This is a genomic window from Thiothrix subterranea (genome assembly GCF_016772315.1).
GTDB classification, from domain to species: Bacteria; Pseudomonadota; Gammaproteobacteria; order Thiotrichales; family Thiotrichaceae; genus Thiothrix; species Thiothrix subterranea.
In genome coordinates, this window is sequence record NZ_CP053482.1 from 642,044 (window position 1) to 668,985 (window position 26,942).

23 protein-coding genes and 1 pseudogene are annotated in these 26,942 nt (G+C 51.1%); 10 read left to right on the plus strand and 14 right to left on the minus strand.

Going from position 1 to position 26,942, the window contains the following annotated elements; all coding sequences use genetic code 11:
• Positions 1-8: 8 nt before the first annotated feature.
• From HMY34_RS03035 to HMY34_RS03050, 4 genes are read right to left on the minus strand one after another with little or no spacing between them, the layout of a single operon-like run.
• Positions 9-2,159 (minus strand): glycoside hydrolase family 2 protein, encoded by a 2,151-nt coding sequence (locus HMY34_RS03035; RefSeq protein ID WP_202717843.1) that lies wholly within the window; start codon positions 2,157-2,159, stop codon positions 9-11.
• 2 nt (positions 2,160-2,161) lie between these two features.
• Complete coding sequence (locus HMY34_RS03040; RefSeq protein ID WP_202717844.1) at positions 2,162-2,593, minus strand: ATP-binding protein; 432 nt, start codon at positions 2,591-2,593, stop codon at positions 2,162-2,164.
• Entirely contained in the window at positions 2,593-3,783 is a 1,191-nt protein-coding gene (locus HMY34_RS03045) for a nucleotidyltransferase family protein (RefSeq protein ID WP_202717845.1), read from the minus strand. Before HMY34_RS03045 ends, HMY34_RS03040 begins: the two co-directional genes overlap by 1 nt.
• A gap of 35 nt (positions 3,784-3,818) precedes the next feature.
• A complete protein-coding gene (locus HMY34_RS03050) occupies positions 3,819-4,157 on the minus strand; it encodes an STAS domain-containing protein (protein WP_202717846.1) in 339 nt (112 codons plus the stop codon).
• Positions 4,158-4,369: 212 nt separating this feature from the next.
• Between HMY34_RS03050 and HMY34_RS03055 the strand changes: the two genes are divergently transcribed.
• Positions 4,370-5,518, plus strand: coding sequence for an FIST signal transduction protein (locus HMY34_RS03055; RefSeq protein WP_202717847.1), 1,149 nt, complete (start codon positions 4,370-4,372; stop codon positions 5,516-5,518).
• Complete coding sequence (locus tag HMY34_RS03060; protein ID WP_202717848.1) at positions 5,515-7,182, plus strand: response regulator; 1,668 nt, start codon at positions 5,515-5,517, stop codon at positions 7,180-7,182. Before HMY34_RS03055 ends, HMY34_RS03060 begins: the two co-directional genes overlap by 4 nt.
• On the opposite strand, the gene HMY34_RS03065 is transcribed toward HMY34_RS03060, so the two are convergent.
• A complete protein-coding gene (locus tag HMY34_RS03065) occupies positions 7,129-8,358 on the minus strand; it encodes a PP2C family protein-serine/threonine phosphatase (RefSeq protein WP_202717849.1) in 1,230 nt (409 codons plus the stop codon). The two genes, HMY34_RS03060 and HMY34_RS03065, sit on opposite strands and share 54 nt — an antisense overlap.
• Positions 8,359-8,521: 163 nt before the next feature.
• Between HMY34_RS03065 and HMY34_RS03070 the strand changes: the two genes are divergently transcribed.
• From HMY34_RS03070 to HMY34_RS03095, 6 genes are all read left to right on the plus strand, one after another.
• Positions 8,522-8,872 carry an Hpt domain-containing protein gene (locus tag HMY34_RS03070; RefSeq protein WP_202717850.1) on the plus strand — a complete coding sequence of 117 codons (351 nt, stop codon included), beginning with the start codon at positions 8,522-8,524 and terminating at the stop codon, positions 8,870-8,872.
• Between the two features lie 45 nt (positions 8,873-8,917).
• Complete coding sequence (locus HMY34_RS03075; protein WP_202717851.1) at positions 8,918-9,466, plus strand: heme NO-binding domain-containing protein; 549 nt, start codon at positions 8,918-8,920, stop codon at positions 9,464-9,466.
• Positions 9,466-11,211, plus strand: a complete 1,746-nt coding sequence (locus tag HMY34_RS03080; protein ID WP_202717852.1) for a response regulator — start codon at positions 9,466-9,468, stop codon at positions 11,209-11,211. Before HMY34_RS03075 ends, HMY34_RS03080 begins: the two co-directional genes overlap by 1 nt.
• A gap of 41 nt (positions 11,212-11,252) precedes the next feature.
• A complete protein-coding gene (locus HMY34_RS03085; RefSeq protein WP_202717853.1) occupies positions 11,253-11,780 on the plus strand; it encodes a hypothetical protein in 528 nt (175 codons plus the stop codon).
• Positions 11,781-11,906: 126 nt separating this feature from the next.
• Positions 11,907-13,217 (plus strand): DUF3131 domain-containing protein, encoded by a 1,311-nt coding sequence (locus HMY34_RS03090; RefSeq protein WP_202717854.1) that lies wholly within the window; start codon positions 11,907-11,909, stop codon positions 13,215-13,217.
• The gene (locus HMY34_RS03095; protein ID WP_202717855.1) at positions 13,198-14,910 is read left to right on the plus strand and encodes a hypothetical protein; all 1,713 of its coding nucleotides are present in this window, start codon (positions 13,198-13,200) and stop codon (positions 14,908-14,910) included. The genes HMY34_RS03090 and HMY34_RS03095 overlap by 20 nt, the downstream gene beginning before the upstream one ends.
• Here the strand turns inward: HMY34_RS03095 and HMY34_RS03100 are convergent.
• Positions 14,907-16,274, minus strand: a complete 1,368-nt coding sequence (locus HMY34_RS03100; protein ID WP_202717856.1) for a DUF3131 domain-containing protein — start codon at positions 16,272-16,274, stop codon at positions 14,907-14,909. The genes HMY34_RS03095 and HMY34_RS03100 overlap by 4 nt on opposite strands.
• A gap of 62 nt (positions 16,275-16,336) precedes the next feature.
• On the opposite strand from HMY34_RS03100, the gene HMY34_RS03105 reads away from it, so the two are divergent.
• Together HMY34_RS03105 and HMY34_RS03110 are read left to right on the plus strand one after the other, a co-directional pair.
• Positions 16,337-16,576 carry a hypothetical protein gene (locus HMY34_RS03105; RefSeq protein WP_202717857.1) on the plus strand — a complete coding sequence of 80 codons (240 nt, stop codon included), beginning with the start codon at positions 16,337-16,339 and terminating at the stop codon, positions 16,574-16,576.
• Positions 16,564-17,520 carry an OmpA family protein gene (locus tag HMY34_RS03110; RefSeq protein WP_202717858.1) on the plus strand — a complete coding sequence of 319 codons (957 nt, stop codon included), beginning with the start codon at positions 16,564-16,566 and terminating at the stop codon, positions 17,518-17,520. The genes HMY34_RS03105 and HMY34_RS03110 overlap by 13 nt, the downstream gene beginning before the upstream one ends.
• A gap of 28 nt (positions 17,521-17,548) precedes the next feature.
• Here the strand turns inward: HMY34_RS03110 and opgC are convergent, their stop codons facing one another.
• From opgC to HMY34_RS03150, 8 genes and pseudogenes are all read right to left on the minus strand, one after another.
• Complete coding sequence (opgC, locus tag HMY34_RS03115; protein ID WP_202717859.1) at positions 17,549-18,778, minus strand: OpgC domain-containing protein; 1,230 nt, start codon at positions 18,776-18,778, stop codon at positions 17,549-17,551.
• 103 nt (positions 18,779-18,881) lie between these two features.
• Complete coding sequence (locus tag HMY34_RS03120; RefSeq protein WP_228287962.1) at positions 18,882-19,238, minus strand: hypothetical protein; 357 nt, start codon at positions 19,236-19,238, stop codon at positions 18,882-18,884.
• Positions 19,239-19,265: 27 nt separating this feature from the next.
• Complete coding sequence (locus HMY34_RS03125; protein ID WP_202717861.1) at positions 19,266-20,150, minus strand: GTP-binding protein; 885 nt, start codon at positions 20,148-20,150, stop codon at positions 19,266-19,268.
• Positions 20,151-20,240: 90 nt separating this feature from the next.
• A complete protein-coding gene (locus HMY34_RS03130; protein WP_202717862.1) occupies positions 20,241-22,538 on the minus strand; it encodes an acyl-CoA dehydrogenase in 2,298 nt (765 codons plus the stop codon).
• A gap of 349 nt (positions 22,539-22,887) precedes the next feature.
• Positions 22,888-23,328: pseudogene (locus tag HMY34_RS20520) on the minus strand (YiiX/YebB-like N1pC/P60 family cysteine hydrolase); the annotation flags it as partial.
• Between the two features lie 143 nt (positions 23,329-23,471).
• A complete protein-coding gene (locus tag HMY34_RS03140; protein WP_228287964.1) occupies positions 23,472-23,816 on the minus strand; it encodes a YkgJ family cysteine cluster protein in 345 nt (114 codons plus the stop codon).
• 91 nt (positions 23,817-23,907) lie between these two features.
• Positions 23,908-24,987, minus strand: coding sequence for a cytochrome-c peroxidase (locus HMY34_RS03145; protein WP_202717863.1), 1,080 nt, complete (start codon positions 24,985-24,987; stop codon positions 23,908-23,910).
• Positions 24,988-25,197: 210 nt separating this feature from the next.
• Positions 25,198-26,880, minus strand: coding sequence for a hypothetical protein (locus HMY34_RS03150; protein ID WP_202717864.1), 1,683 nt, complete (start codon positions 26,878-26,880; stop codon positions 25,198-25,200).
• Between the last annotated feature and the right edge of the window lie 62 nt (positions 26,881-26,942).

Sequence of the window (26,942 nt, forward strand, 5' to 3'; positions counted from 1 at the left end):
GTGCATTCTTATTGTTGTGGTTGAACGGTGAAACGGTATTCGTTGCTGCTTAACAGATTGCCTTGCGCATCGTGGATAGCGGCTTCCAGACGGTACTCGCCCGCATCCAATGCAGGTGCGGTGTAATCCCGCAAATGCTGGTGCATATCCGCCGTCAGGTTGAATGCCCATGTTTGCGCATCCAGCGTTTGCTTGTCGCCTAACAGTTTGATGGCATAACGTGCATTCGGGTAATTCGCGGCGCTGTCATTCAACGCCCACGCGCCAAACGTAATGGTTTCACCCGCTGCATAATCCACCTTGTTCCACGCCAGACTCGGCAAAATGGGCTGATAAGCACGTTGCAAAGCGTAATACCCCGGTTTGGGTTTGCGCCAAAAATCCACCATGCCCCAATTCATCGAAGCCCAATCTTCCACCAGCATGAACTGGAACAACGCTCCGACTGGACGGTACGCTTGGCGACGGTAGGATTCTGCTGCAAGCTGATTTAACCGCGCTTGGTATTGCTGGGTATTATCAATGAATTCATCCAACGTTTTGCCTTGTGGGATCTTGGCAATCTCCAAGGTTTCTTTGCGCTGGAAGTTGTGAAATGCCCATGCCTCCCATGCCGCATCGGTGGTGGGCAATTCCGCTTCATGCCCCAGAATCTTGCGCAAGGTTGCTTTATCCGGCAAGGCTTGCGCACCGAATTCGGCTATGGTGGCGGTCTTGGTCGGCTTGGCGTAATCGAGCCAATGCCCCGAATACCAGCCCAACCACGGGTGTTCTTTGGTGGAAGAAATCATGCTGATCGGGCGAGTTTTTTCCAACGCCAACGCCGCACGATGCAGCTTGTTATCCAGCACTTTGTTTTGCTGCGGGTTGTAATCTTTGTACTTCCACTTCATCCAATCCGCATCCCACGGTGGCTCGTTGTGCAACGTCCACTGGATGATGGAAGTGTATTGCCCGAATTGGCGGATCATATCGCCGACTTGTGACACCGCTTGCTGATGGAATTCGGGTGTGTCCTGATAGCCCCATTGCAATGGGAAATCTTGCCACACCATCAAACCCATTTCATCGCACAAACGGTAAAATTCAGGGGCAGTGACGTGGGCATGGACGCGCACGGTGTTGATATTCGCATCCAGCATCAATTGAATGTCGCGGCGAAAATCAGCCGATGACATCTCACTGAGCCACTGGCTGGCAATGTAATTCGTGCCTTTGAGCTGGATACGCTGGTCATTGATGCTCCAGATTTCTTGCGGCGAACGGCGGATTTTGCGGAAGCCAATGGTGCGCTCGAAGGTATCGAGTACTTTGCCATCGTGTACGGCGCTGACGGTTAGCTTGTAGAGGTTGGGGTTGCCGTAGCCGTGCGGATTCCAGAGTTTAGGATTAGAAACGGTAATAGATAAGGATTGACGTGCGGGCGTTTCGCCCCGCCAAGCCCCTATTTGCCATTGCAGTTTAGTGTTTGCTGGCAACTCCCCCAATACATCCAAAGCCACCAACACCTGCCACTGCTCCAGCCCTTGCACCGGCTGCACCTGCACACGTTTGGGTTCAAGTTGTACCTGCTGTGTTTGGCGCAAACGCACCTCACCCCAAATGCCGCCGGTATTCTGTTCCTGCCCCCGATCCGACCAAGCCCCACCGGGGCGCGTATCGTGGTGCGAAAAAATGCCTTTAATCAATCGCTTACGCAGCGAATAATCTTCCGCCTTTTCCTGCGGACTGTTCACTCGCACCAGTAAAATATTCTCGCCAGCCTTCAGATGCTGCGAAATATCAAACGCAAATTCTTGAAAATAACCTTCGTGTGAACCGAGCTTTTGCCCGTTCAACCACACAGCGGCAAAGTAGTCCACCCCGCCAAAATGCAGGGTAGACACGGTTTCAGGGGACGTATTCGCGTTAAACTTGAGCCGATACCATGCCACGCCATGATGGTCATAGCCTTGCGTGTACCAATTGCTGGGAATATTGATGGTTTGCCATACGGCTTTGGCAGCGGGCATAGCCTCCGAACCGGAGGGCAGAAATTCCCACTGCCCCGCCAGCGAACCCGTTTTACTGACAGAATCAGGCTGACTGGACGGGATGCTGCTGCATCCCTGCAAGAGCAGTACCCACACCATGATGACTGCCCAAACCAGCCGTTTCATCTTCAAACCAACTGCTTGCTGACGTGCAGGTGGTTGCCTTTGGCATCACGGATATAGCGAATGGAATCTGCCAGCAAGTGAATCAAACCCATGCCCCAACCGCCTTCCGGCAAGTCTTCCGGGTCAGGCATTTCATGCGTCTCGGCGTGTACCGCGTCTGGCATCGTGCGCCCACTGTCAGAAATGATCAGATTCACCACTTCCGAGTTGTATTCCACCCGCACCCGCACATCGTTGCCACCCTGCATTTCGTAAGCGTGTTCGATGACATTGTTGACGGCTTCCACCATCATTAATTCGAGTTGCCCCAGCTTATCATCGGACAGTTCCAGCTCTTTGCCGATCCCGCGTAATGCACCTGACAACACCCGTACTTGCTCCAAACGGCTGTCGATAGAGAGCCGAATGTCATAGTGTTTGTAAGTCGTTTCCATTAGGCTGCCTCCGTTTCCCGTGCCAATTCGCCATAGAAACTGTGCATATTATTGAACAGCAGCATGTCGTGAATGTCGCTAGGGTTGAGCGCCCGGCGTCTGTCATCCACTAACCAGCGAATTTGCGTTTCACCCACATTCAACACACTGCCATCCGGTGCAATGCAGTCACCGCCAAAGATCAGTTTGTGATCCAAGGTTGCCATGCCACCGATGCGGGTATAATCGCTAATCAGGCATTCGCTGATTTCTGCGCCAGACTCGATCAGGCAGTTAGCCCCAATCATGCACGGGCCGGTAATCTTGCTGCCTGCTTCGATTTGCGTGCTGCTGCCAATGTAGACCGGCGGGATAATGTTGACCCGCTCCCAATTCACGCTGACATTAATCCCTGCCCATACGCCGGGGCGCACTTGTTTGCCGGGCATTTGAAAGCCGTGAATATCCCCTTGCAGGGCTTTGCGCGTGGCTTCCCACACATCCGGCACGGAACCAATATCCACCCACTGGAAATCCATTTTGATGCCGTAGAATTCCTCACCCGCCGCAACCAATGCCGGGAACAACTGACTGCCAATGTCGTATTCCACACCCGCTGGGATATAGTCGAAAATCTCCGGCTCAAACAAGTAGATGCCGGTATTGATCAGGTTAGAAACCGCAGCTTCCGGCTTGGGCTTTTCCTGAAACTGCACAATGCGTTGATGCGCATCCAGTTTGACCACGCCGTATTTGTGTACTTCCTCGCGGGGGACTTCCTGCAAGATAATGGTCGCCACCCCGCCTTTTTCGCGGTGTTGGCGCAAGGCTTCGGTCAGATCGAGATCAATCCAGGCATCGCCACACAGCACAATGAAGGTTTCATCGAAAAACCCGGAAAAGTTTTGAATGCGCTTCATGCCGCCTGCCGATCCTAGCGCCTTGCCTTCCAAGCCTTCTTCGGTCATGTAGCCTTCGTAGGAATACGCAATTTGTACCCCTAACTGATTCCCGTCACGAAAATAGTTTTCGATCACGGGGGCAAGGTGGCTGGTATTGACCACAATGTCTTCGACACCGTGAGTGCGCAGCAATTCCACAATGGATTCCATCACCGGCTTGCGCAAGATCGGAATCATCGGTTTGGGCATTTCGTTGGTAATTGGGCGCACGCGCGTGCCTTTACCGGCTGCCAGAATCATCGCTTTCATGAAAACCCCTCCTCAATTGGGTGATACGCGGTTAACTAGGCAGCAACGGCACCTAATGCGGCTTCAACGCTATCAGCCATGCGGAATACGCGCTCCATGCGGGTCAGCTTAAACAGATCCGCCACAACACCTTTCGCACCGACAATGATCAGATCGCCACGATTGCCCACCATTTTCAACAGGCTGACCAGTACGCCGAGGCTGCTACTGTCCATGAACTTGACGGTGCTCAAATCCAAGACAATACGGGTTGCACCGTCTTCGAGCAGTTGCACAATTTGATACTTAAATTCGGGAGCAATGGCAGCATCCATGCGGGTTTCGTCAATGGTTGCAATGGTAAAATCGCTTTGAACATGCGTAGAAAGTTTCATTCTTGTTGTCCTCATGATTAGGGAAATGGCTTCGGCTTATTATTTTTATATAAAATTATTGTATACACCAATCAGGAAAAACCGCAACAAAAGTTGCCTCAACGGTCATGCGCGATTCGTATAAATATATAACTTTCTTATCTGCTAATTGTTAAATATAATGACTGACTAATCTTGTAAAAATAATAAACCAACGACAGGAACGCTTACCCATGCACCTAACGCCTGCCCAAATCTTTGTTGATCAGAGTGGAAGCTGCGAGGGCTTGCTGCAATCGCTGGATAAAGCTATCGCGGCGGGAGCGCAAAGTGTCTTGGTCTTCGCCGCCGATGCGAATGGCTTCACTCCCGCGCAACTGGATACTTACCTACAAGCACTTTCCATCCCCATCTTTGGCGGTATTTTTCCTGAAATCATTGCCAATGGGCAAATCCTGCAACAAGGCAGTGTGGTTTGCGCCTTACCCATTGTCAGTGAGGTGTACCATATCGAACACTTATCTGACCCTGATGCGGATTATTTTTCCGCAATAGAAGCCCTATCCGCACTAACACCCGCCAATGCCACCCTGGTAACGTTGGTTGATGGCTTAAGCAAACGTATCAGCTCACTGTTAGAAAGCCTGTATGAAATCTTTGGCGGGCATTATCAATATATCGGCGGCGGCGCTGGCTCACTCAGTTTCGAGCAAAAGCCCTGTCTATTCAGCAACCAAGGCTTGCGGATGGATTGCGCTCAAATCACCTGCATCCAACTGCCGCTCAGTATCGGAATTGAGCACGGCTGGCGCAAATTTGCCGGGCCATTTTTTGTCACCGGCGCTTACAACAACACGATTACCACGCTTGATTACCAACCGGCTTTTGAGGTGTATCGCAAAGTCGTCGAAGCCGACAGCGGTAAACGCTTTGCAGATGGTACATTTTTTGATCTCGCCAAAGCCTACCCGTTTGGTTTGGAACGCTTAAGCAGCGATGTCGTGGTGCGTGATCCACTGTTCGTCGACGGTAATAAATTAATCTGTGTGGGGGAAGTACCCGCCAATCACATTATTTACATCCTCAAAGGCGAGGCTGATGACTTGCTGGCAGCATCACGCGCTTGCGCTACCACCGCCATGCGCGTGCCAACGCCCCCGGCATTGGGATTATTGTTCGATTGCATCAGCCGTACCTTGTTTCTACAAGAACGGTTTGCGGAAGAGATCGACAATATTCACGCGCATTTGCCTGCCGGAGTGCCATTGATCGGGGCGTTATCCTTGGGTGAAATCGCCGATGCGGGCAACACCTGTTTGGAATTTTTTAACAAAACCATCGTCTTGGGCATCCTCGCTCAAACCAAGGAATCCGCTGCATGAGTCCAACGCTGGAACTGGTTTCCATTCAATACGCACTGGCTTTATTGATTGGGCAAGATCTGGATTTGCGCACCATGTTACGCAAATTTTTGCCACCCGCCTTAAAGCTGCTGAATTGCCGGAGCGGTTACATTTGGTTGCACAAAGGCATCACGCTGGATAATGCGGCACAAGCCCCACTCCCTTGCTACAGCTACCCGACCCTGCGCGGCACATTGGAAACGGATCAACCCCTGTTAGCCACACACATCCTGCGACTCGCCAACCAAGGCTGGTCAATCAAAAAGCCGGGCGAAACCATCCTCATAGAAGACATGCATTACCATTTCATGCCGCTCGGCGATAACGGTTTATTGGTGGTCGTGCGTGAGCCGCCATTGCCGGAAGCCCACATACTCGCTTTAGGTTTGGTGCTCAGGCGTTTAGAAACCGCGTGCCTGGCCTGTTTGCAGCACGCCTATTTAGAAGATGCTCGCAAAGAAGCCTTGCAAGCCAAGGAAATGGCAGAACAAGCCAGCAAAGCCAAAAGCGAATTTCTGGCGATGATTAGCCACGAAATACGCACCCCCATGAACGGTATTATCGGCTTAACCGATTTAATGTTGTACAGCGAGGTATCGGAATCGCAACGCGAACACTTGGGCATGATCAAATCCTCATCGAGTGCCTTGCTGGATATTATCAATGAAATTCTCGATTTCTCACGCATGGAAGCCGGAACGCTGACGCTCAACACCGCTCCTTTCCAATTGCGGGCTTTATTGCAAGACACGTTTGCACCACTGGCCTTACGCGCCCGCGCCAAGCACTTGCAGTTTCAGTGGGACATTCTGGCTGACGTGCCAGATGCTTTAGCCGGTGACATCGGGCGCTTGCGTCAAGTGATGATCAATTTAGTCGGCAATGCCATTAAATTCACCGAACAAGGCGATGTTAGCGTCACTATCAGCCTGCAAAGCGGCGCTCCCACGGGACAAGTGTTTGTCATGTTTGCCGTGCGTGACACTGGCATTGGCATTCCCCGCGACAAGCAAGCCAGCATTTTTCAGCCCTTTCAGCAAGCGGACAGCTCCATCACCCGACGCTATGGCGGCACGGGCTTGGGCTTAACGATTTCCTCGCAATTGATCGCCATGATGGGCGGTACTTTGCGGGTAGACAGTGATGTGGGTGACGGCAGCATTTTCTATTTCAGCGTGCCCTTCACCATCGTCGCTCACGTCAAACCGACAGCACCCGTTGCACCGCAGGCACTGCTGCGTGCCGAACGGGTATTGTCGATTTTATTGGCGGAAGATAATGCCGTGAACCGAATGCTGGCAGTACGCCTGTTAAACAAAGCCGGGCATCACGTCAAAGTCGCTGAAAACGGGCGCGATGCCGTGCAAGCTTGGGAAAACAATCGCCCTGATGTGATCCTAATGGATGTGCAAATGCCCATTATGGATGGCTTGGAAGCCACTACCCTGATTCGGGCGCAAGAGCACGCGCAACAACTGCCTCACACCCCGATTGTTGCACTCACGGCCAATGCCATGAGCAGTGACCGCGAACAGTGCCTCAACAGCGGCATGGATGATTTCCTCAGCAAACCCTTTAACGTGCAAGATTTACTGGATGTGTTGATGCGCGTTTGTCCCGTTAAAGAAATCAATGATGAGTAGTGAAATATCATCCGGCTTTTCCTTGGCGTCATTATCCAACCCCAAGGTGATAGCTAATTGCTGAATGAGCTGCTGAGCAGATTGCTGGCGCAGAGGTTGTAAGTAATTTTTCAAAGCAAGCTCGGTCATCATCGCACCATTCGCTTCATGCAACTCCAGCAAACCGTCCGAATACAAAATCAAGCGACTTCCGCTGGGAAACGGCAAGCGTATGGTGTCGTACTCCATATCCGGCAATAAGCCAATCGGAAAGCCGGTGCAATCCAGTTGTTCCCATTCATCACTAACGGGACTGTACAAAAACGGTTGCGGATGACCGGCTTGCACAAAATACAATTGCTCTTGGCGCGTATCGACCACCCCCATAATCAGCGTCAGGTAATGATCACCCGTATCCAATTGATAATGCAGGTGATGATTCAAGCGTTCCGCTAAACGCGACGGCAAGGTTGAAACGGCTTGCGGCGACAAATCATCCAAACAATGCAATTCACTGGTAGCACTCAGTAAGGTTTGCAAACACATTGATAACAACGCCGACGCAATCCCGTGACCTGACACATCAATCGAATAAAAGAACAATAAATCATCATTGATTGGGAAATAATTAAAGGTATCCCCGCCGATGTATTGAGCAGGTTGGAAAAACCAATCCACTCGAATCTGCCCAAACATTTTCTGGCTAGGCAACACCCCTGCTTGCAAAACGGCGGCGCGTTGCAAATCGTTTTGGATCAATTGTTGGGCAGCCGAAAGCGAGCCATTCACACTTTCCAGATGGCGGTTTTTATCTTCCAAGGTGTGTTCCAGATTCAGCACACGTTGGGCAGCACGCAAGCGAACTTCCAACTCTTCGCGCACAATCGGTTTGGTCGCAAAATCATCCGCACCCGCTTCCATGCCTTGAATCAGGTTTTGTTTCCCCGACATTCCGGTTAGCAAAATAATGTAAACGTAATAAGGCAGCTCCGCTGCGCGTACTGTGCGACACAAGGTTGGGCCATCCATGACGGGCATTACCCAGTCACTGATCACCAGTTGAAAATGGTGCTGTTGGATTAACTCCCAAGCCACGCGACCGTTCTCTGCCAGCATCACCTGATGACCCATCAGGGTAAGAATACGGCGCAGAATTAATTGCATATCTCTGGCATCGTCAACGACTAAAATATTCATTGGCTATATCTTATTTTTATGATGTTATTAACACTCGGATAGAGATATGCTACCATCAAATTATAAATTGTCTATATAGATAAAAATGATAAAAATACAATTCCGGTAAGTGGCACATGCTGCGACTACCGGCTTAGCACAATCGAGCGGTTGAGGTACACAAATGACTGCGCATAGCCCTATCGATGCAACAACCTACGCGGAACTTCAAGAAATCATGGCGGATGAATTCGCGGAAATCATTGATTTTTTCATCACTGATACCGAAAGTTCATTAGAGCTACTCCAGCAATGCGTTGACACCCAAGACAGCGCACAAGTTGGCACTATCTGCCACAAACTCAAATCCAGCAGTAAGATTATTGGTGCGTTCGCATTAGCCGACATCACCCACTTACTCGAAAGGTACAAAGATCATCAGGATCAACCCACTGCGTTTTTGCACATCACCCAGATGCGTGAGGAATTTGTCAGCGTCCTCGCATGGCTCAAGCAACAACCTGCCATCGCTTAACGGTACGACACCACCAAACCGCCCCAATAACAATAGGTATAACGCATGAAAGGTTTAGTGTTTACAGAATTTCTGGAAATGGTGGAACAAACCTTTTCCGCTGACATGGTGGATGACATCATTGATGCATCCGATCTGCCCTCTGGTGGTGCGTACACCGCTGTAGGAACTTACCCGCATTCTGAAATAGTCACCTTAGTACAACAGCTTGCCATCCAGACAGGAATGCCGGTACCTGAATTGGTCAAAGCGTTTGGACGTTACTTATTCGGGCGTTTTGTGGTGCTCTACCCCAGCTTTTTTGCCGCAGCACCAGATGCGTTCGATTTTCTCGATTCGATCGAAAACCACGTTCACGTTGAAGTACGCAAACTCTACCCCGATGCAGAATTACCCACGTTTGAAACCGTGCGTGAGGGCAAACAAAAACTGATCATGATTTACCGCTCGAAACACCCCTTTGCGACTTTAGCAGCGGGGTTAATTGATGGCTGTCTCACTTATTACCAAGTGGAAGCACAAACTGAAATGGTCGACTGTTCCGCTGGACAAGGGACACACGTTGAATTCCATATTACCCGGATGGCAGCCTAATGAGCGACGAGGTAGCCCGTTTACAACGCCGTCTGGAGCGCGAGCGTGCCTCCCGTAAACAGGCTGAGCAATTGCTGGAAAGCAAAAGTCTGGCGCTGTATCAAGCTAACCTAGAGCTACGGGCGCAAGCGGATTCCCTAGAACAAACCATTGCCGAACGTACCCGTGAATTGGTGGAAGCACGCGATCAGGCGCTCTCGGCAAGCCGTTCTAAAAGTGCATTTTTAGCCGCCATGAGCCATGAAATCCGCACGCCGATGAATGGCATAATCGGCATGACAACCTTGCTGCAAGACACCAATTTGGATCAGAACCAGCGGCGTCAAGTCGAAATGACCTTGCATTCTGCGCAATCCCTGTTGGGGATTATTAATGACATTCTCGACATTTCTCGGCTCGACGCGGGCAAGCTGGAACTACTGGAAGAAGACTTCAAACTCAGCGAAACCTTACCCAGTATTATTGAAACGCTTGGGGTTATCGCCAATCAGAAACAACTCGAACTCTTTAGCATTGTCGACAAACGCATGACCAACTGTTTACATGGTGATGCCTTACGCTTGCGGCAGATTTTGATGAATCTACTGGGTAACGCGATTAAATTTACGCAGCACGGGCAAATTGTGTTACGCATCTTACCCGCCACCCAAATGGCAGAAGGTATCCGTGTCGAAGTACAGGATTCCGGGGTAGGTATTCCGCCAGACAAACAACACTCACTGTTTCATGCATTCAGTCAAATTAACCGTTACGACCAGCACAATGGTAGCGGTACGGGCTTAGGCTTAGCGATCAGCCGCAAACTGGTACACCTGATGGACGGCGTTATCGGAGTCGACAGCCAACCGGGGGCAGGCAGTACGTTTTGGTTTGAAGTACCCTTCAAAACCACGAATGGGGGCAAAAGCTGCGCCACACACTTAAGCAGTCGGTGCTTAGTCGTGCACCACAATGCGTTACATGCACACTTAATTACCGAGCAATTAAGCAATCTTGGGGCGCAATGCTGGGTACTCAGTGAGCTAAGCGAGGCCAATGATTTACCGGATGCGCAAACCTTTGACTGGTTAATCGTCGATTACAACAGCTACCCGTTGTCGCAACGCGCCGCATTGGATCAATGGTTAAAACGCTTAAACGCCTTAACGCCGCCCGTGCATCTGTGCAATATTTCCTCGCAAACCAACAGTTGTTCGCAATGCAGCATCCCCAGTGCGTTGAACCATTGCAACTGCCTGTTGAAACCCGTGACGCAAAGCAAACTGCTGAATTTATTAGCTGCACCGCCACCATCAACCGAGGCGGCACTGTTGCACAGTGAGTCAGCAGCCATCACACTGGCACGCCAAGCACAGGCCGATGTGCTACAAAGAGGCACGCACATACTGGTGGTAGAAGACCATAAGGTGAATCAACTGGTGGCGAAAGGGATGCTGGCAAAATTAGGCTACCGCGTCACCTTAGCCGAAGACGGCTTTCAGGCGCTGGATAAAGTGCGCACCCAAGCCTTTGACTTGATTTTGATGGATATTCAAATGCCCGGCATGAGTGGTGTTGAAACCACGCGCCATATCCGCGCTGAATTCCCTGACAATACCATTCCTATCATTGCACTCACCGCTAATGCCATGAAAGGCGATGAGCTGGAATACCTGCAAGCCGGAATGAATGCCTGCCTAACCAAACCCATCCAGTTGGATGTACTGGCCAACACGCTCAAGGAATGGTGTCCAGTCACAGCCTAACACCCACAAATAATAAAAATCAGGGGGGGGAAATACCGCCGATGAATACCATCTCACACATTTTACTCAGCATGTTACTGGTACTGGTGGCTTACTTAGTCGTTCAAAATCAACAATTACGGGCAGAACTTGGCGTCATTAGCACCACGCAAAACAATGCTGCCGGTATTTTGGCAGAAACACTGACGCCCTTAGCCACCAAAATTGATGCCATCAATACCGTCACCAGCAAAATCGGCAAAGAAACCGATGACGCCTTCAATCAAAAACTGACTGCCCTGCAAAAGCGCCTCGACTTGTACAAACTGATCGGCACGCTCAACCAAGCCAACCAATTACGCGCCGAAGGCAAAGGTGCCGAAGCCGCTGAAAAACTCGTCAGCACCAAAAAACCCATCTGGCAAGCCGGTGAAACCTTCGCCGCTCACAAAACTAAACTGCAAGGGTTAATGGGTACGCTCGACAAGCTCAGCGCCGCATGGAAAAGCGGTGACACCAGCACCGCACCGGATGCTGTGCGCAAAACGCTGGAAGCCGTCCTAGGAGAGCTGAACAATGAACAAAAATAACCTCAAGGTAGCACTCGCCTGGTTGGCTGGCTCCGTCTTGGCTGGTGTTTTAATCTTCTTCATTACCCACAGCGCCCCCCCGTAACAAACCCAGTAGCAGCGACTGATTCCCCTAGCTTGTTGCAGATGTTAACAAGCGGCTCCACCGCCGGGCGGAATGACACCTTTTGCGCCCTGACCACCGGCCCTGACAACAGTTGTTTAGGTTCACCGCAAGCCTTGTGCAGCACCGATCAGGAAATGGCACAAATTGCATGGAAATACTTTGAAAACAATTACAACCCTGAAACCGGGCTGTACAACGCGGCTGACAAATACCCTTCCACCACCATGTGGGATACCGGCTCGGCACTCGCTGCCACGATTGCTGCCCACGATTTCGGCCTGATTGACGCCAAAGTGTTCGATGACCGCATTCGCAGCATGTTCAAAACCTTGAGCAATATGGAGCTGTTTAACAAAGAAGCCCCCAACAAGGTTTACCACACCGTCAGCGGCGCAATGGTGGATTACCGCAATCAACCCGCACCGGAAGGCATTGGCGTTTCCGCACTGGATCTGGCGCGGATTATTTCGTGGCTAAACACCCTAAGTTGTATGCACCCGCAATACGCTTATCCCGCGCAAAAAGTGATTGAACGTTGGGATCTAAAACGCCTGATCAAAGACGGGCAAATGTTCGGGCTATACCGCGACCCTACCTCAAAAAACATGGTGGTTGCGCAAGAAGGCCGTCTCGGATACGAGCAATACGGCGGCAAAATCTTCCGCGAACTCGGTTACGACCAACACGTTGCTGCCACCTATAACAACGAATTTCGCGAAACCATCAATATCTACGACGTACCGATTGCGTATGACCGTCGCGACCCGCGTGATTTGGGCGCATACAATTACGTCGTCACCGAATCGTATGCGATGGATGCCATCGAAAACGGCATTGATGCAGAAAATCGCCCGTTACTGGACAATATTTACCTGGTGCAAAAACGCCGTTGGGAACAAACCGGCATTCTCACCGCCGTATCCGAAGACAATATCGACCAAAAACCGTACTTCCTCTACAACACCATTTTCACCGCAGGCTTGCCCTGGAACACCACCACCGACAAAGGCGTGCGTTATGACAGCCTCAAAACCGTGTCGGTAAAAGCAGCATTATCGCTGGCGATTCTCTACCCCGAAGACCCGTACAGCAAAGAACTCGCTTACAACGTCAGCTCCGCTTATAACCCGGAACGCGGCTGGTATTCCGGGATCTACGAAAGCGGCGGCGGCTACAATAAAGCGATTACCGCCAATACCAATGGCATTGTATTAAGCCTGTTGCTGTACAAAAAATACGGTGAATTTTACCCCATCTGCAAACGCTGTGAACGCGGCCTCAAACCCAAACTGATGGCGGCAAAAACGTGCGATGCCTGCACCACTGAATAAATTTTTGCTGCTCTCTTTGGGTGGCGGGGTCTTAATCGCGCCGGTAATGGCGAACGAGCCGCCGCCCTTGCAGCAAAAATTGGAAGCCTTGCACTGTGCCACCGATGCCCACATTGCTAAAAAACTATTAGGCGAATTGCATCATATCAATGCCCCCGGTCAGCGCTGGCCGGATGAATGGTTAGGGCAAAAACCCGAAGCTTCCCTGCACGCCGGATTACTGGACATCGCCCTGCATACCTTGAAAATCACTGCCGAACGTTTCCCCGACTTGCGCGAAGAAGCCGAACGCATCGCTTTGCAATGGGATTATTGCGAGATTATGGAAAATCAAAATTTTCATGACCTTATCCTGCGCCAGAAGAAACTGTACAAAATGCTCAGCGGCAATGATGCGCCATTACAATGGCGTGGGTTTCGGGAATGGGGGTTTCTGACCCCTGATCCAACGGCGCGTTTCGTGCCGAAATTGCTGGATGAAATTCGCTTGGCACCGAATGCGTACCATCTGGTATTGCATCAAGCCTACCGCGAACGCTGCTTTCCACACCCCGAAACCGGCTTAACGGTGCGCGAGGCAGAAACACCCACTGCCGCCGTTGCCAATCAAGCCCTGCCCTTTCAAATGGTTACGGAAGCCACCGCACCACCTTATCCGTTTAAATGGAATCCGTCGTGTCAAGTTAGCTACCAAGTCGCAAAAAAGGTGACGGAAAGAGCCGTCACTATTCCCGAAACCACGCAGAAAGCCTCGAAAGCTAAGCCTACTAACGCGCAAAAAACCAGTAAGCCAGCGCCCACCAGCAACAAAACCGAGCGCAAAAAACAGCGCGAGTTACGCCAAACAGCACGGCAACAACGCCAACAGCAACGGACACTTGCCCCGCTGGTGCAAGGTGTTAGCGGAGCAGTCGGCAATAGCGCAACCAAGCCTCCCCCACCCACGGTTGCTGCCAAAAAACCAACCGTTGCACAGCAAGTGTATACAACCGTTGAGGGCGAAACCATTCTGCCCACGATTGTCAGCACCAGCGCGGGCGGCGACATTCCCATTTACTTTGAGGATGCACCTAGACCGCAAGCCCACAGCACCACCGGCATTATTGATAATCAAAAGAAAAAACGCCGCGTAGCCGTTACGGTATCAGATACCGTATCACTCAAAGACGGCAGCAATAACGTCGCGGTCAGCGCCACTTGGTCGCCAAAAAAAGATTGGTTCGTCAACGGCAGCGCGTCAGTGAAAGACGGGGAACCCGGTTACGCTTGGAATGTCGGCTATGCCAACCCCAAACCGGGAACAGTATCGGTGCAAGTCGGGCATACCGGCCCTATCAAACCGGGGCAAGGCTTGGACACAAAAAATGCCAGCGCCAGCATTGGCTACAAGGTGAAATCCGCTGCATTAACCAAGCGGAAACTCAGCGCCTCCGGCAGCGTCAATATTTCCGCACAAGGCAAAGCCAAGGCCAGCGCCACCGTGCAATGGAATCCCAAGCCGAATGTGAATGTGCGTACCACCGCCACCGTCCCCGTTGACGGCGGCAGCCCCAGTTGGAGCTATTCCGCAGGTTATTCCAGCCCCAAACCGGGTAAATTACGGGTGGAATACTCCAACTACGGCAACAACGCTTTCCCCGGCGATAATCTGAAAGATGGTGCAATTACGGTAAGCAAAAGCTGGCAATTTTAATCAAACTTGCCATCCGCCAAACACTGGCGCTTATTTTGATTGGCGCTCAGAAATTTTTCAGACAATTTCACGCCCTTGCCGCATCGATCACATTGCTGATTCAGCGCCCCGTACAACTTGTATAACATTACCGACAAAATCACCCCATTGGTATTCGCAGTCTTGGCTTTGTTGAAACCTTTGGCCGGGTCTTCGTAAATGCCGGAATACCAACCACCTTTAGGGCTACGCGCATCCTTCACCGTATCCAGCAGCAGCTTGCTGTATTGGCGCTCAGGAAATAAATACGCCAGCGAGACTGCCGCTTTCACCGACACACTTCTCAAGGCCGACATGTCTTCGCCCTTATCGGTGATTGCTGCCCAAGGAATGTCATCGCTGAAAATGGTGTTGTAAACGAAATACGGTTTGCGATCGAGGTTATCTTCCGACACGGCAGTGACAGTGCCGGTTTGTTCCCAACGGCGTTGTTGCACTGTGTAAATTGCATCGAGCAGCGCTTTATTTTCCTTGTCCAAACCGTGCTCCAACACATCCATCGCATACGATTCGGAGACGACGTAATTGTGTGCGCCAAGGGTAGAAGCATCCCGCGAATCCACCAGTAATTCCACACCCGATACTGTCGTGGTGGTGGCATATTGGTTGTGATAACGCGCCGAAAGGCTCGTGTCAAACCCCAACTGCTGGAAAGCTTTACCCGCGTATTGCTCATACCCCAAACGCCCTTCCTGCTGCACTTCCACCTCGCCGGACTCGTCTTTGAAAGCCAGACCGTACATTTGATTGTGTTCCAACAAACGGCAAAAATTCCAGCTTTCCAGTATTTGTTGCGCCTTGGCTTGGTGTTGCGGATGCAGGCAAGACAAAATGTTTAACCAAGACACCAAGCGCCCCAAATCCAAGGTGGAAACCCCAATACCGTGCGCGGATGGCTGATTGCGGTAATCGACTTTTTGCGCGGTCTTGGTGTTGTAGACTTTATTGGGGGCTTCGCCATTGAACAAATCCAAATGCCCTAAGGTATCCAGCATCTGGTTGGTCATGCGGTCAAAGCGTTCACGCGGGATAATGCCTAGCTTTTCGGCGGCGATAAACGCGGCGAGTGATGAACCAACATCCCACAAGGTCGTGGAGGGGTATTGATCAGCAGCATTCACTAAGCCGGTTTCAGCTTGAATATTGTTCTCAAAATATTGCCAAGCGACACGTGCCAGCGCTTTATCGCGCTCGTTTAACTCCGCTTTGCGAGCCGGGCAATACGTGGGTTTAGTGGGTTGCGCAGCGTCGGCACTGGCAGGATTCAGCCAGAGTCCACCGCACACACTGGTAATAAAGGCTAAGGCTAAGCTAAGGCGCAGCATGGTTTTATGATTGTTCCTGCACTGGGGAACTTGATTTTTACCGTGCAGTCGTCGGAAGTCAATTGCCGTCAGACAAACGTAGCCCTATCATCGAATCCAGCAATCATAACAATAAAGGTGATGCCCATGTTCCCAAAACGCCCGCTGCAAGTGGCAATATTGTGCGCGATGGCAGGGTTAGCCGTGCCACACACACGCCGATACCCCCAAATCTGCCGCCCTTTACCCGGTCTGCGACACGCCAGCCGTACCCATCGGCAAAGAAGACTACCAACCCAGCAGCCTCGCGTTGCACGGTTTAACCGCACTTTACATCAATATTGACGATGTAATCAGCAGTGCCAAACCCAAAAATGTCAAGTTGCAAAAAGACCTTAAAGAAGCCGTCCAACAACGCTTAAGCGCCGCCGGAATGCGCTTATTGAGCAAGGAAGAAATGGAAACCACAGCGGGGCAACCCGAAATGAGCATGTTCCCCTCCTACCCCAAACACTTAGGCCCGTTCAAACCCGGCGAACCGCGCATCGAATACAACGCCGCCTGTTGCACCGCCGGTATCTGGACATCGTTCTCCCAAGGCGCCATGACCCTACGTGACCCGCTGTTACACCACAAACTGGCAACGTGGGGCGAAGGCCACAACACCACGGACTGCAACAATGTGGGCAAATGGCTCAGCGAAGTCGTGCTAAAAACCGTCGATGACTTCATCGCAGCCAAACAAAAAGCCGATAAAGATTACCAAGCTTGGCAGAAAAAATCGGGGCAGACACCAGCAAAACCCGACACAGATACCCCGCCCACGAGTGCTGACAAGCCCGCAAAAGATATTCCACCCGCCAGCACTGCCAAACCCGTAGAATTGCGCGAAACCAACGATGCTGAAGCCTTAGCCTGCGATACCGCGATTTTGTTGTATGCCGAAATCTTCCCAACCGCCGCCGTTGACATCAGTGATGCGAAGGGTGGAATTTTAGGCAAAATCGCCGACAATATGAAAGCCTGCCCACAATACCGTTATCGCATCGAAACGCACGCCGACCAACGTTCCAGTCATGAATACAATGATGTACTCTCAGCACGGCGGGCAGTCGCCATCCGCAATTATTTGGTCGATAACGGGGTCGATGAAGAACAGTTTGACCTACGCTTTTACGGCAAGCGCAAACCCTTGGTAGACGGTGATAATGAAACCGCATGGGCAGCTAATCGGCGCGTTATGATCACCCCGATTAAGCCCAAATAACCCTCACGCATTCATGGCTGGATTCGATTTAATGTGGAATCCAGCGAAATAAAAACTGCCGTTTCACCAGCACCCAGACCAACGCCAATAACCCAATATGGATGCCCGTATTAATCCAGAAATTCTGATAATCGGGCAATGGCGTATTGGCGATCAACAGCAATAAAAACACATGAATAAAAAACACATACAACGACGCTTGCCCTAATGGAATAAAGAACCAGCCCAACATGCGGTTAAGCGGCTGCCAGCAAAGTGTCATGAGCGTGTAAATAGCGATAAACAGCACGACCACATTCACCAAACGCCCAATACCCAAGGTATTTTTAGTAAAATACGTGTTATACCAATGCAAAAATGTATCCGCTGGCACAAAATGCAAACGCGCCCATTCAGGAAACTGTTGTAAGGGGTGATTCCAGGTAAACACGATAAAACCCAATGACAAGGCAATACACAGCGCCACTAAACGCTTCCCCCATGCTGTTGCCGAGAAAAATTGCACCACTTCCTGTTTATAATAACCGGCGACCATTCCGTGTACATAAAGCAACTGCCAAGAAAGAATAGGAAAAGCGTATTCAAACTGCGCATTCGTCGGGCGAAAAAACGGGTTGCTTCCCAAATTAATCAGGTATAACACCCAACTTGCCCCTAATAACAAACCTAGCTGCCGCTTAGCTAACATAAAAAATACCAGCGGCGTAAACAGGATAAACATCACCACGTACATGCCGACAATTTGGAACTGATGCGGCCCGATCTGAAGCAATAACGCTTTACTGATAATCTGAAAAATACTGGCGTCGATTGGTGGGTATAATTGGAAAGTTTTCCCACCGTAAGGGTCATGAAACGTGGTAATAATGGTGGTATCCAGCCAAGGAATAAAACGCAGTGCCGCTATTGCTAATATCATCAAGACGCTAATCCGGTATAGCGCCACCGAGCGACTAATTAACCCCGGCATGGCGGCGGCAACACCGGCTTGTTTGACCTTTTTGCCATACACCATCCCGACCACGATTCCCGATAAAATCACGAAAATCTCGGCGGTGGAAATCACCCCAATGCGTTCCCAACCAATGAACATCAACGCCGAAAAGTATTCAAAATGCGACGCAAATAACAGTGGAATCACAAAGCCGCGCATAAAATCGAGGCGCAAATCACGGGTTGCTCCCGTGTCGGGATACGCCCAACTCGCCGGAATCCAATCGGAAAAAGTGCGCGGAGCACGTAAGGTGTCTGTCGTCATCTTGTACCGCCATTTATCGGTTTTTATATCGCGTTTATCCATGCTATGACTTAAAGCAATAGCATGGCAAGCACTAGCCGCTATACGGTAATGTGATGATTTTTTAAATTCGTTTAATGCTGACTTCCATCTTTTTCAGTTCTAAACGCGCCAGCGCCAAATTCGCACGGCTACGTTCCAATGCGACGTACAAAAAGATTTCACGGTTTGAACTCAAGGGGCGAATCAAGTGGTACTGCGTCCCCAGACTGATGAGAATATCTTCAATATTATCATCACCCATGCCAATTGCATCCATCGCTTTCAGCTTGGCACGCACCACTTCGGTATTGGCAGCAGCGGCAATTTCAATCGGAAAATTACTCACATTGATGGACTCCAACATCATGCCACTGCTGGCGTCGACCAACGCTGCGGCTAAAAATCCATCTAATTTTTTTAAAGAATCCACTGTTGCCATACTGACCATCCTTGAGGGGTTAAAAACCTAGCGAAGTCTAGCCGTCTCGATTAATAAGTCAACCAGCCCCTTCATCTCTAAGTGATTGCGGGCATCGACTTTGCGAACCGGCCAAAACTGCCCCCGCGCTTGAATAAAATCGGCGTACACCCGCAATGCCGGAGTTGGGCTAATATCGTTGTGCGTCACCCCAATCACCGCCGGGTGGGTGCGCAAAAAATCGTGGTAAGCGTTCAAGTAGTAGTTCAATTCTGACAGGCAATCGCTGCGGTCATTGCCAATCAAAATAATAAGCCCCGCCGCTTTGTGCAGCAAAATATCGCCCATAAAATCAAAGCGCCGTTGCCCCGGCGAACCGTACAGACGCACTTGTGTCGCATCATCCAAACGCAAAGTGCCGAAATCCATCGCCACCGTGGTGGTGCTTTTCTGCAATTGCGTTTGATCACTGGGTTTCGCTTCGGTGGAAATCGCACTGCTTCCACCTAGCGTTTTGACGGCGGTAGTTTTGCCAGAGCCAACGCTACCGACAATCAATACTTTTAAACTCTCGGATTTGGCTGCTGTCTTTACGGGAATAACCGGCGCTGACTTCACCCGACTTTGCGTAATATTTTTCAATAACAGCGTGAAATCTAAAGGGGATGGCGTTTGCGCATTCGCAGGGCGCAACAAGTGCCATTTCGCCTGCTGGCTTGGCTGGTTGGCGTACAAAATAATATTGTCGGGTGAAAAATGCGGCGGATAGTGTGTGGTTTCATCATCCGCCGCCAGCAACACAAATTCAGCATCCGCGACTTGCTCCACCACCTCCCACGGCTGTTGCCAATGACGGGCATGGGTGAATAAAGCCGCTAAGCGGGCGGATTCCGCCGCGTCATTAAAACCTAGCATTGCGAGTCTAATCGTCATAAAGCCCTATCCCGTAGTACGCAGCGTGGTATCAAAGTACATTTAATCAACAGTTTGTATACTACCAGACTAACAGGCTAAATCCAGCGACTAACGATCGACATTACCCCCTTTTATTCTTGCTGGGGAAGAATTGGGAATCGGCATTGTTTGCGCCTGCTGGAAATACTCCGCCGGAAAATCATCCACCCGCACCGCATTCGCCGTCGCCCGCCGCGCTGCCAGCAACTTTTCCACGCTGAACTTATCCAGCAAGCCTTTGCTCCCCGCTTCGACAATCGCTTCCATCACGGTATGCGCTACCAATTGCCCCGATTTCATCAGCTTGCGTAACTGCTTTTCCAACTCGGCGACTGCCAGTGTTTTGTGCAACGCATCCTCAATCCGCCCCATGCGATCCGCCGGGTCGTTGGTAATGTAAATCCCCGCCGTCAAACGATCCCGCGTTGCAGAAGGTTCGAGCGCCAAACGTGCCACCTGATGAATCAAGTGGTCATCCGGCGGGCTAAACGGCTTGCCATACGGGAACATCAGGGTACGCAAGGTCTTCGCCAGCCAGGGGTGCGGCAAATTGTGGAATGCCGCCAACATCGCCTGTTGCGCCCGGTGAATCGTCAACTTGCAAGCGTATTCCATCAATGGCACATCGGCTTCCGGCTCGCCCTGCTCCTCAAAATGCTTGAGGACTGCCGAACACAGGTACAAATTGGCAAGAATATCCGCCATGCGCCCCGACAAACGTTCGCGCCGTTTCAAATTGCCGCCCAATGACAGCGCTGCGTAATCGGCTAATAGCGCAAACTGGCTGCTCAGACGGCTTAAGTGACGGTAATACTGGCGTGTCAGTGGCGAACCCGACACCACAAAACGCGCATTGCTCAACCCATACCACACACTACGCCCCAAATTACTCATAATGTGCTTAATATGCCCCATGAAAGCGCTATCAAACGCCGCTAAATCATCCGCTTTGGCTGCCTGTATTTCTTTCAGCAACCAGGGGTGGCAACGCATCGCCCCCTGCCCAAACACAATCAGCGAACGGGTGAGAATGTTCGCGCCTTCCACGGTAATCCCAATCGGAATCGACTGATACGCCCGCGCCAAATAGTTGGAAGGCCCCATGCAAATCCCCGCCCCGCCGGAAATATCCATTGCATCATTGATCAGTCGCCGCATCCGTTCCGTCAACTGGTATTTCAACAGCGCGGTAATCACTGCCGGACGTTGCCCCTGATCAATCGCGGTAGCGGTGAGAATACGCCCCGCATCCATGAGGTAGGTGTTGCCGAGAATTCGCGCTAAGGGTTCTTCCACGCCTTCAAAATAGCCAATCGGCATTCCGAATTGCTGGCGCACCCGTGCATACGCGCCGGTATAACGCGCTGCCACTTTCGCCGCACCTGTAGACAACGCAGGCAGGGAAATACCGCGCCCTTCGCCCAAACATTCCACCAACATCCGCCAACCTTTGCCTGCCTGTGCTTGCCCACCAATCAGCCAGTCGATGGGAATGAACACATCGCGCCCGTAATTCGGGCCATTTTGGAACGGAATATTCAGCGGGAAATGCCGTGTGCCGATTTCCACACCGGGGTGATTCGTCGGAATCAGCGCCACACTAATGCCCAGCTCCTCCTTATCCCCCAGCAAATGTTTCGGGTCATAAAGCTGGAACGCCAGCCCTAGCAAGGTTGCGACCGGCGCTAAGGTGATGTAACGCTTGTCCCAATTCAGGCGAATTCCCAACACCGCCGTTTCCCCGTTGAAATCCTGACGGCACACCACGCCGCTATCGGGAATCGAACTCGCATCGCTGCCTGCTTCGGGGCCGGTCAGCGCAAAGCACGGAATTTCGCGCCCATCCACCAAGCGTGGCAGGTAATAATCCTTTTGCGCGGTTGTGCCGTATTTCAGCAGTAATTCGCCGGGGCCAAGTGAATTTGGCACCATCACCGTAACCGCAGCCGTCACGCTACGGCTGGAGATTTTCATCACCACTTGCGAATGCGCCAACGCCGAAAAGCCCAAACCGCCGTATGCCTTGGGGATAATCATGCCAAAAAAGCGTTGTTGCTTGAGAAAATCCCAAATGTCGGGCGGCAAATCGTGGAGTTCGTGGGTAATCTGCCAATCATCCAAGCGGCGGCACAATTCTTCCACTGGGCCATCAAGAAACGCCTGTTCTTCCGCCGTCAGCTTGCTAATGGAGAGAGCGTGCAAACGTCCCCAATCCGGTTTGCCGGAAAAAAGCTCGGAATCCCACCAGACGTTGCCACTGTCCAGCGCGTCCTGTTCCGTCTGCGAGATCGGCGGTAACTGCTGTTTCATCAGACGCATGACGGGGCGGCTCAGGTAGTGCTGCCGGTATTGTGTTAGCCAACTCATGGGAAGCCTCCTTATCTTGGTGCCAAGGCAAAGTCCGGTACGCGGGTTCGCGCCCCGTGTTCCATGCCGGGTATTTAATGACCGAAAAGTAGGGTGAGTAATCAAAATCGCTAGGGGTGATTAGGCGGAAATTGCGTTCGTAAAAGCGCACTTCATCCTGTTGCGCGTTATGCACAATCGGCAAAATCGGGTAATGCACTTGCTGAAAACACCGCGCAATCATGCTCGAACACACAATGTGTGTCGGTTGCCCCGCATTGTGTTGAAACAAGCTGGAGCGCCAGCAACGCGGCAAAATCGCATACGGAAAAATAAAGCGTGCCAAATCCAATAATTGGCGCACGTCATACCCCATGCCGAGGTGTTCGATCCCGAAATTCACCACTTTATCCGCATCCTGCCAAGTCAGTGTGGCAGGGCGGCAAATGCGCAGGTGTTCTTTGCGGTACTGACGTAAAGGGGTGACAATCGTACCTTTGCCAAGCAGGGATTCGATCACCAAAGGTTCGCTCAAATCCCCATCGTAATAGGCAGCAAGGCGGGAACGCACTTTCGGGTCACGAATATCATTCAGCCGCCCGATATACAACGCCGCATGAGTCCAAGGCGATAACACCACGGTTTGGATGACTTTGCTGACACGGGATTGACCCGCAAACAGGATCACATCGGCAGGACGGATTTCGCGTTCAAGGAATTCAAAGTTACACAGGGCGCTGAAGTCGTCTGCGCGGGGGACGGTATTGAGCCACTCAATACCTTTATGCCATAACCAGTCGGTAATTTTCATACCTCACTCCTACGGTGTTCCGCAGGCACAGGCGAGAAAGTCGTGCCTGCTAGAATACGCTGTTGTTATATATATTACATACACTTGACTCTAGTTCATATTGACCCAGCAATCCGTGATTTAATTCCCGCTTGGCAGAGAAATCAGCTCGGAACAGGCTGTAGCGGCGCCAAACCATAATTGGCGCGGGCGCGATCACAGGTAGGATTATGTTCACCGTGTTCCCACGAGGCAGTGAATTCGCGGCATGTAGAAGAGCGTAGCAGGTAAATGTTGCAACTGACACACTCACCCACCGCGCCTTGCAGTGCAATACAGTGAGGTTTGGCTTGATTTGTGCCTAACATGGCAACGTGGTGCGGGGCAATCGCTTCGGTCAGGTGGGCGGGTACAAGGCCAGCGGGGGCTACGTCGGTTTCGCCCCAATAAAACGAGACGCGGAAACTGGCGCAACACGCGCCGCAAGTCATGCAAGGGTTAGGGTTCACGCGATTTCCTGAAATACCAACGAATCGCGCATCATAACAAATGCCCAGCACTACCACAGCGCTGGGCATCATTTACTCAGAAATACGCTAATCAGGATTTCTTGTCAGCGTCGCCTGCTTTGGCAGTATCACCCTTACCGAACGGATCAGGGCGTGGGGTTTCATTGGTAGACGGTGGCAAAATAGGCAACTTGATGTCGGGCTGCTTACCTGTTAAGGCTTTCAAGAAGGCTACAATGTCAGCGGTTTCAGCCTCAGTGTATTTCTTACCTAACTGAATTTGTCCCATGATATTAACCGCGTCTTCCAAAGTCTTGGCAGCACCATCATGGAAATACGGGTACGTTAATTCAACGTTGCGCAAGGTAGGCACTTTGAATTTGAAACGGTCAGCATCTTTGCCAGTAACAGCCGCTAAACCTTCGGCAGGGTTGTCGGTTTTATACGGTTCAACCGCGCCCATTTTCTGGAAGCTTGAACCACCGACTGCTGGGCCATTATGACAAGCCACGCAACCACTGTCCTTGAATAACTTGTAACCGTTGATTTCTTTGTCATTCATCGCGGTTTCATCGCCCTTCAACCAACGGTCAAATTTGGAATCGGGTGTCACCAAAGTTTCCTCAAACGCGGCGATCGCATCTGTCACCATGTCGATGTCGATAGCATCTTTACCAAACGCCATTTTGAACTCTTCCTTATACGCAGGAATGGAGTCCAGCACACCAATGGCTAATTCGTGAGTAAACGCCATTTCGCCGGGGTTAGCAATCGGGCCTCCGGCTTGAGCTTTCAAGTCTTTAGCGCGACCGTCCCAGAATTGCGCGACGTTCATGCTGGAATTCAGCACAGTCGGTGAGTTGATCGGGCCTTGTTGCCAATGGTCGCCGATGGAAGTGGGGAGATTGTCAGTCCCACCCATGCTCAAATTGTGGCAAGAGTTGCAGGAAATAAAACCGGATTTGGACAAACGCGGGTCAAAATACAATTTTTTGCCCAGTTCCACGACGGCTTCTTTTGGCACATAAGTGGGAATGGGCTTGATCGGTTCGTCTTTAACAACGCTGGCTTCAACCGCTTTCGCTGGCTCGGTTTTTTCGGCTTTTTCTGCCCACACAGCGCTTGCAACGCTAAGTGCCAGCAATGAAATGATTAAGGCTTGTGCTTTCATGAGTATCTCCTACCTTTATGAGTAAATCTTGTAGGGGTCATGTTAGCCTCATGCTGGTTCTGCTACTTGATACAGGTCAAGGAATTCCCCGCAACATCATAGGGTTTTTAGGTCGTCATAATCGGTTTTTTAGAACAGTGCCACGCGAATAACGACAATCTCCCGCAATAGCGGGAGATTTAACCAAGACGATTGAGACATTAACGCGCTTTAGTCAGTCACGACACGGATAAAATGATGGGTATCATCAGCACCACGGCATACCACGATATTGCAATAATGGAACAGGATGCCACCACCTTGCTCGATATTGCCAACATCACCGCCCACCGCGACAAAGCCCGCCCTTGGCACACCGCAATGACTTGAACCGAGTTTGTCATACGTCGCGGGTTGCAAACTGATGGATTCGTAGTCATCGAGTGTAGAACAGTCATAGTGGCTATCACTGCCCCATAAGCGGCTAACCGCACGCGGATTGCGCCCACGGTAAGCGGCTTTGGTTTGCTGTACCAGCAACGAAAGCCAATCAGAGGAAGTGTCGAGAGCAACTTTGGCGGTTAACCCTGCTCCCGCAGCAAGAACAGCCACTTTCGCAGCATTCAGAAAATCACTACCCGTACCATCCGCTCCGACATCTGGCGTTTGCAGCGATACATCCGGCAAATCAACATCAATCTCTGGAAGGCTCATGTCCATATCCGGCGGATTCAGAATCGGCTTGTGTGGGTCAATGCCGCTCAAATCCATGCGCGGCACTTTCACATCAACCGTTGGCAAGTCAACCTCAAACGACGGCACATCCAAGGACACATCCGGCAAATCAACGTCCGGTACTTTCAGCGATACATCCGGCAAATCAACGTCTGATACTTTCAGCGATACATCCGGCAAATCAACGTCCGGTACTTTCAGCGACATATCCGGCAAATCAACACCGACCTCTGGAAGGCTCATGTTCATATCTGGCGGATTCAGAATCGGCTTGTGTGGATCAATGCCGCTCCAATACATGCGCGGCGCTTTCACATCAATCGTTGGCAAGTCAATATCAAACGACGGCACATCCAAGGACACCTCCGGCAAATCAACTTCCGGTACTTTCAACGATACATCCGGCAAATCAACTTCCGGCATTTTCAGCGACATATCCGGCAAATCAACGTCTGGTACTTTCAGCGATACATCCGGCAAATCAACGTCCGGTACTTTCAACGACACATCCGGCAAATCAACATCAATCTCTGGAAGGCTCATGTCCATATCTGGCGGATTCAGAATCGGCTTGTGTGGATCAATGCCGCTCCAATCCATGCGCGGCGCTTTCACATCAACCGTTGGCAAGTCAATATCAAATGACGGCACATCCAAGGAAACATCCGGCAAATCAACGTCCGGTACTTTCAACGATACATCCGGCAAATCAACTTCCGGCATTTTCAGCGACATATCCGGCAAATCAACGTCTGGTACTTTCAGCGATACATCCGGCAAATCAACGTCCGGTACTTTCAGCGACATATCCGGCAAATCAACACCGACCTCTGGAAGGTTCATGTCCATATCTGGCGGATTCAGAATCGGCTTGTGTGGGTCAATGCCGCTGCAATCCATGCGCGGCGCTTTTGGCATTTTCCATGACACATCAGGTACATCCACATTAGTATCTAACTTAGAACGAGCGGCGGCTACAGCACCCACGGCGGCGGCAGTACCACCCAACACGGTCGCCACCACCGGCACATTCACCCGTGCAGGAACATCTTCATAAAGTGGGATCGCCGCATTCTCAGCAGGACGGCAGAACAATGATTTCAGAAAACGGCCAATACCGTACCCCAGCAAAAAAGCAATCAGCAGCCAGAGCAATGCCTGTAACAAAAACATTGTCATGATTTAATCCTCTTTCCCTGAGCGTGAAAACCAACCCATTACCAGACCGAAAACAAACGTCA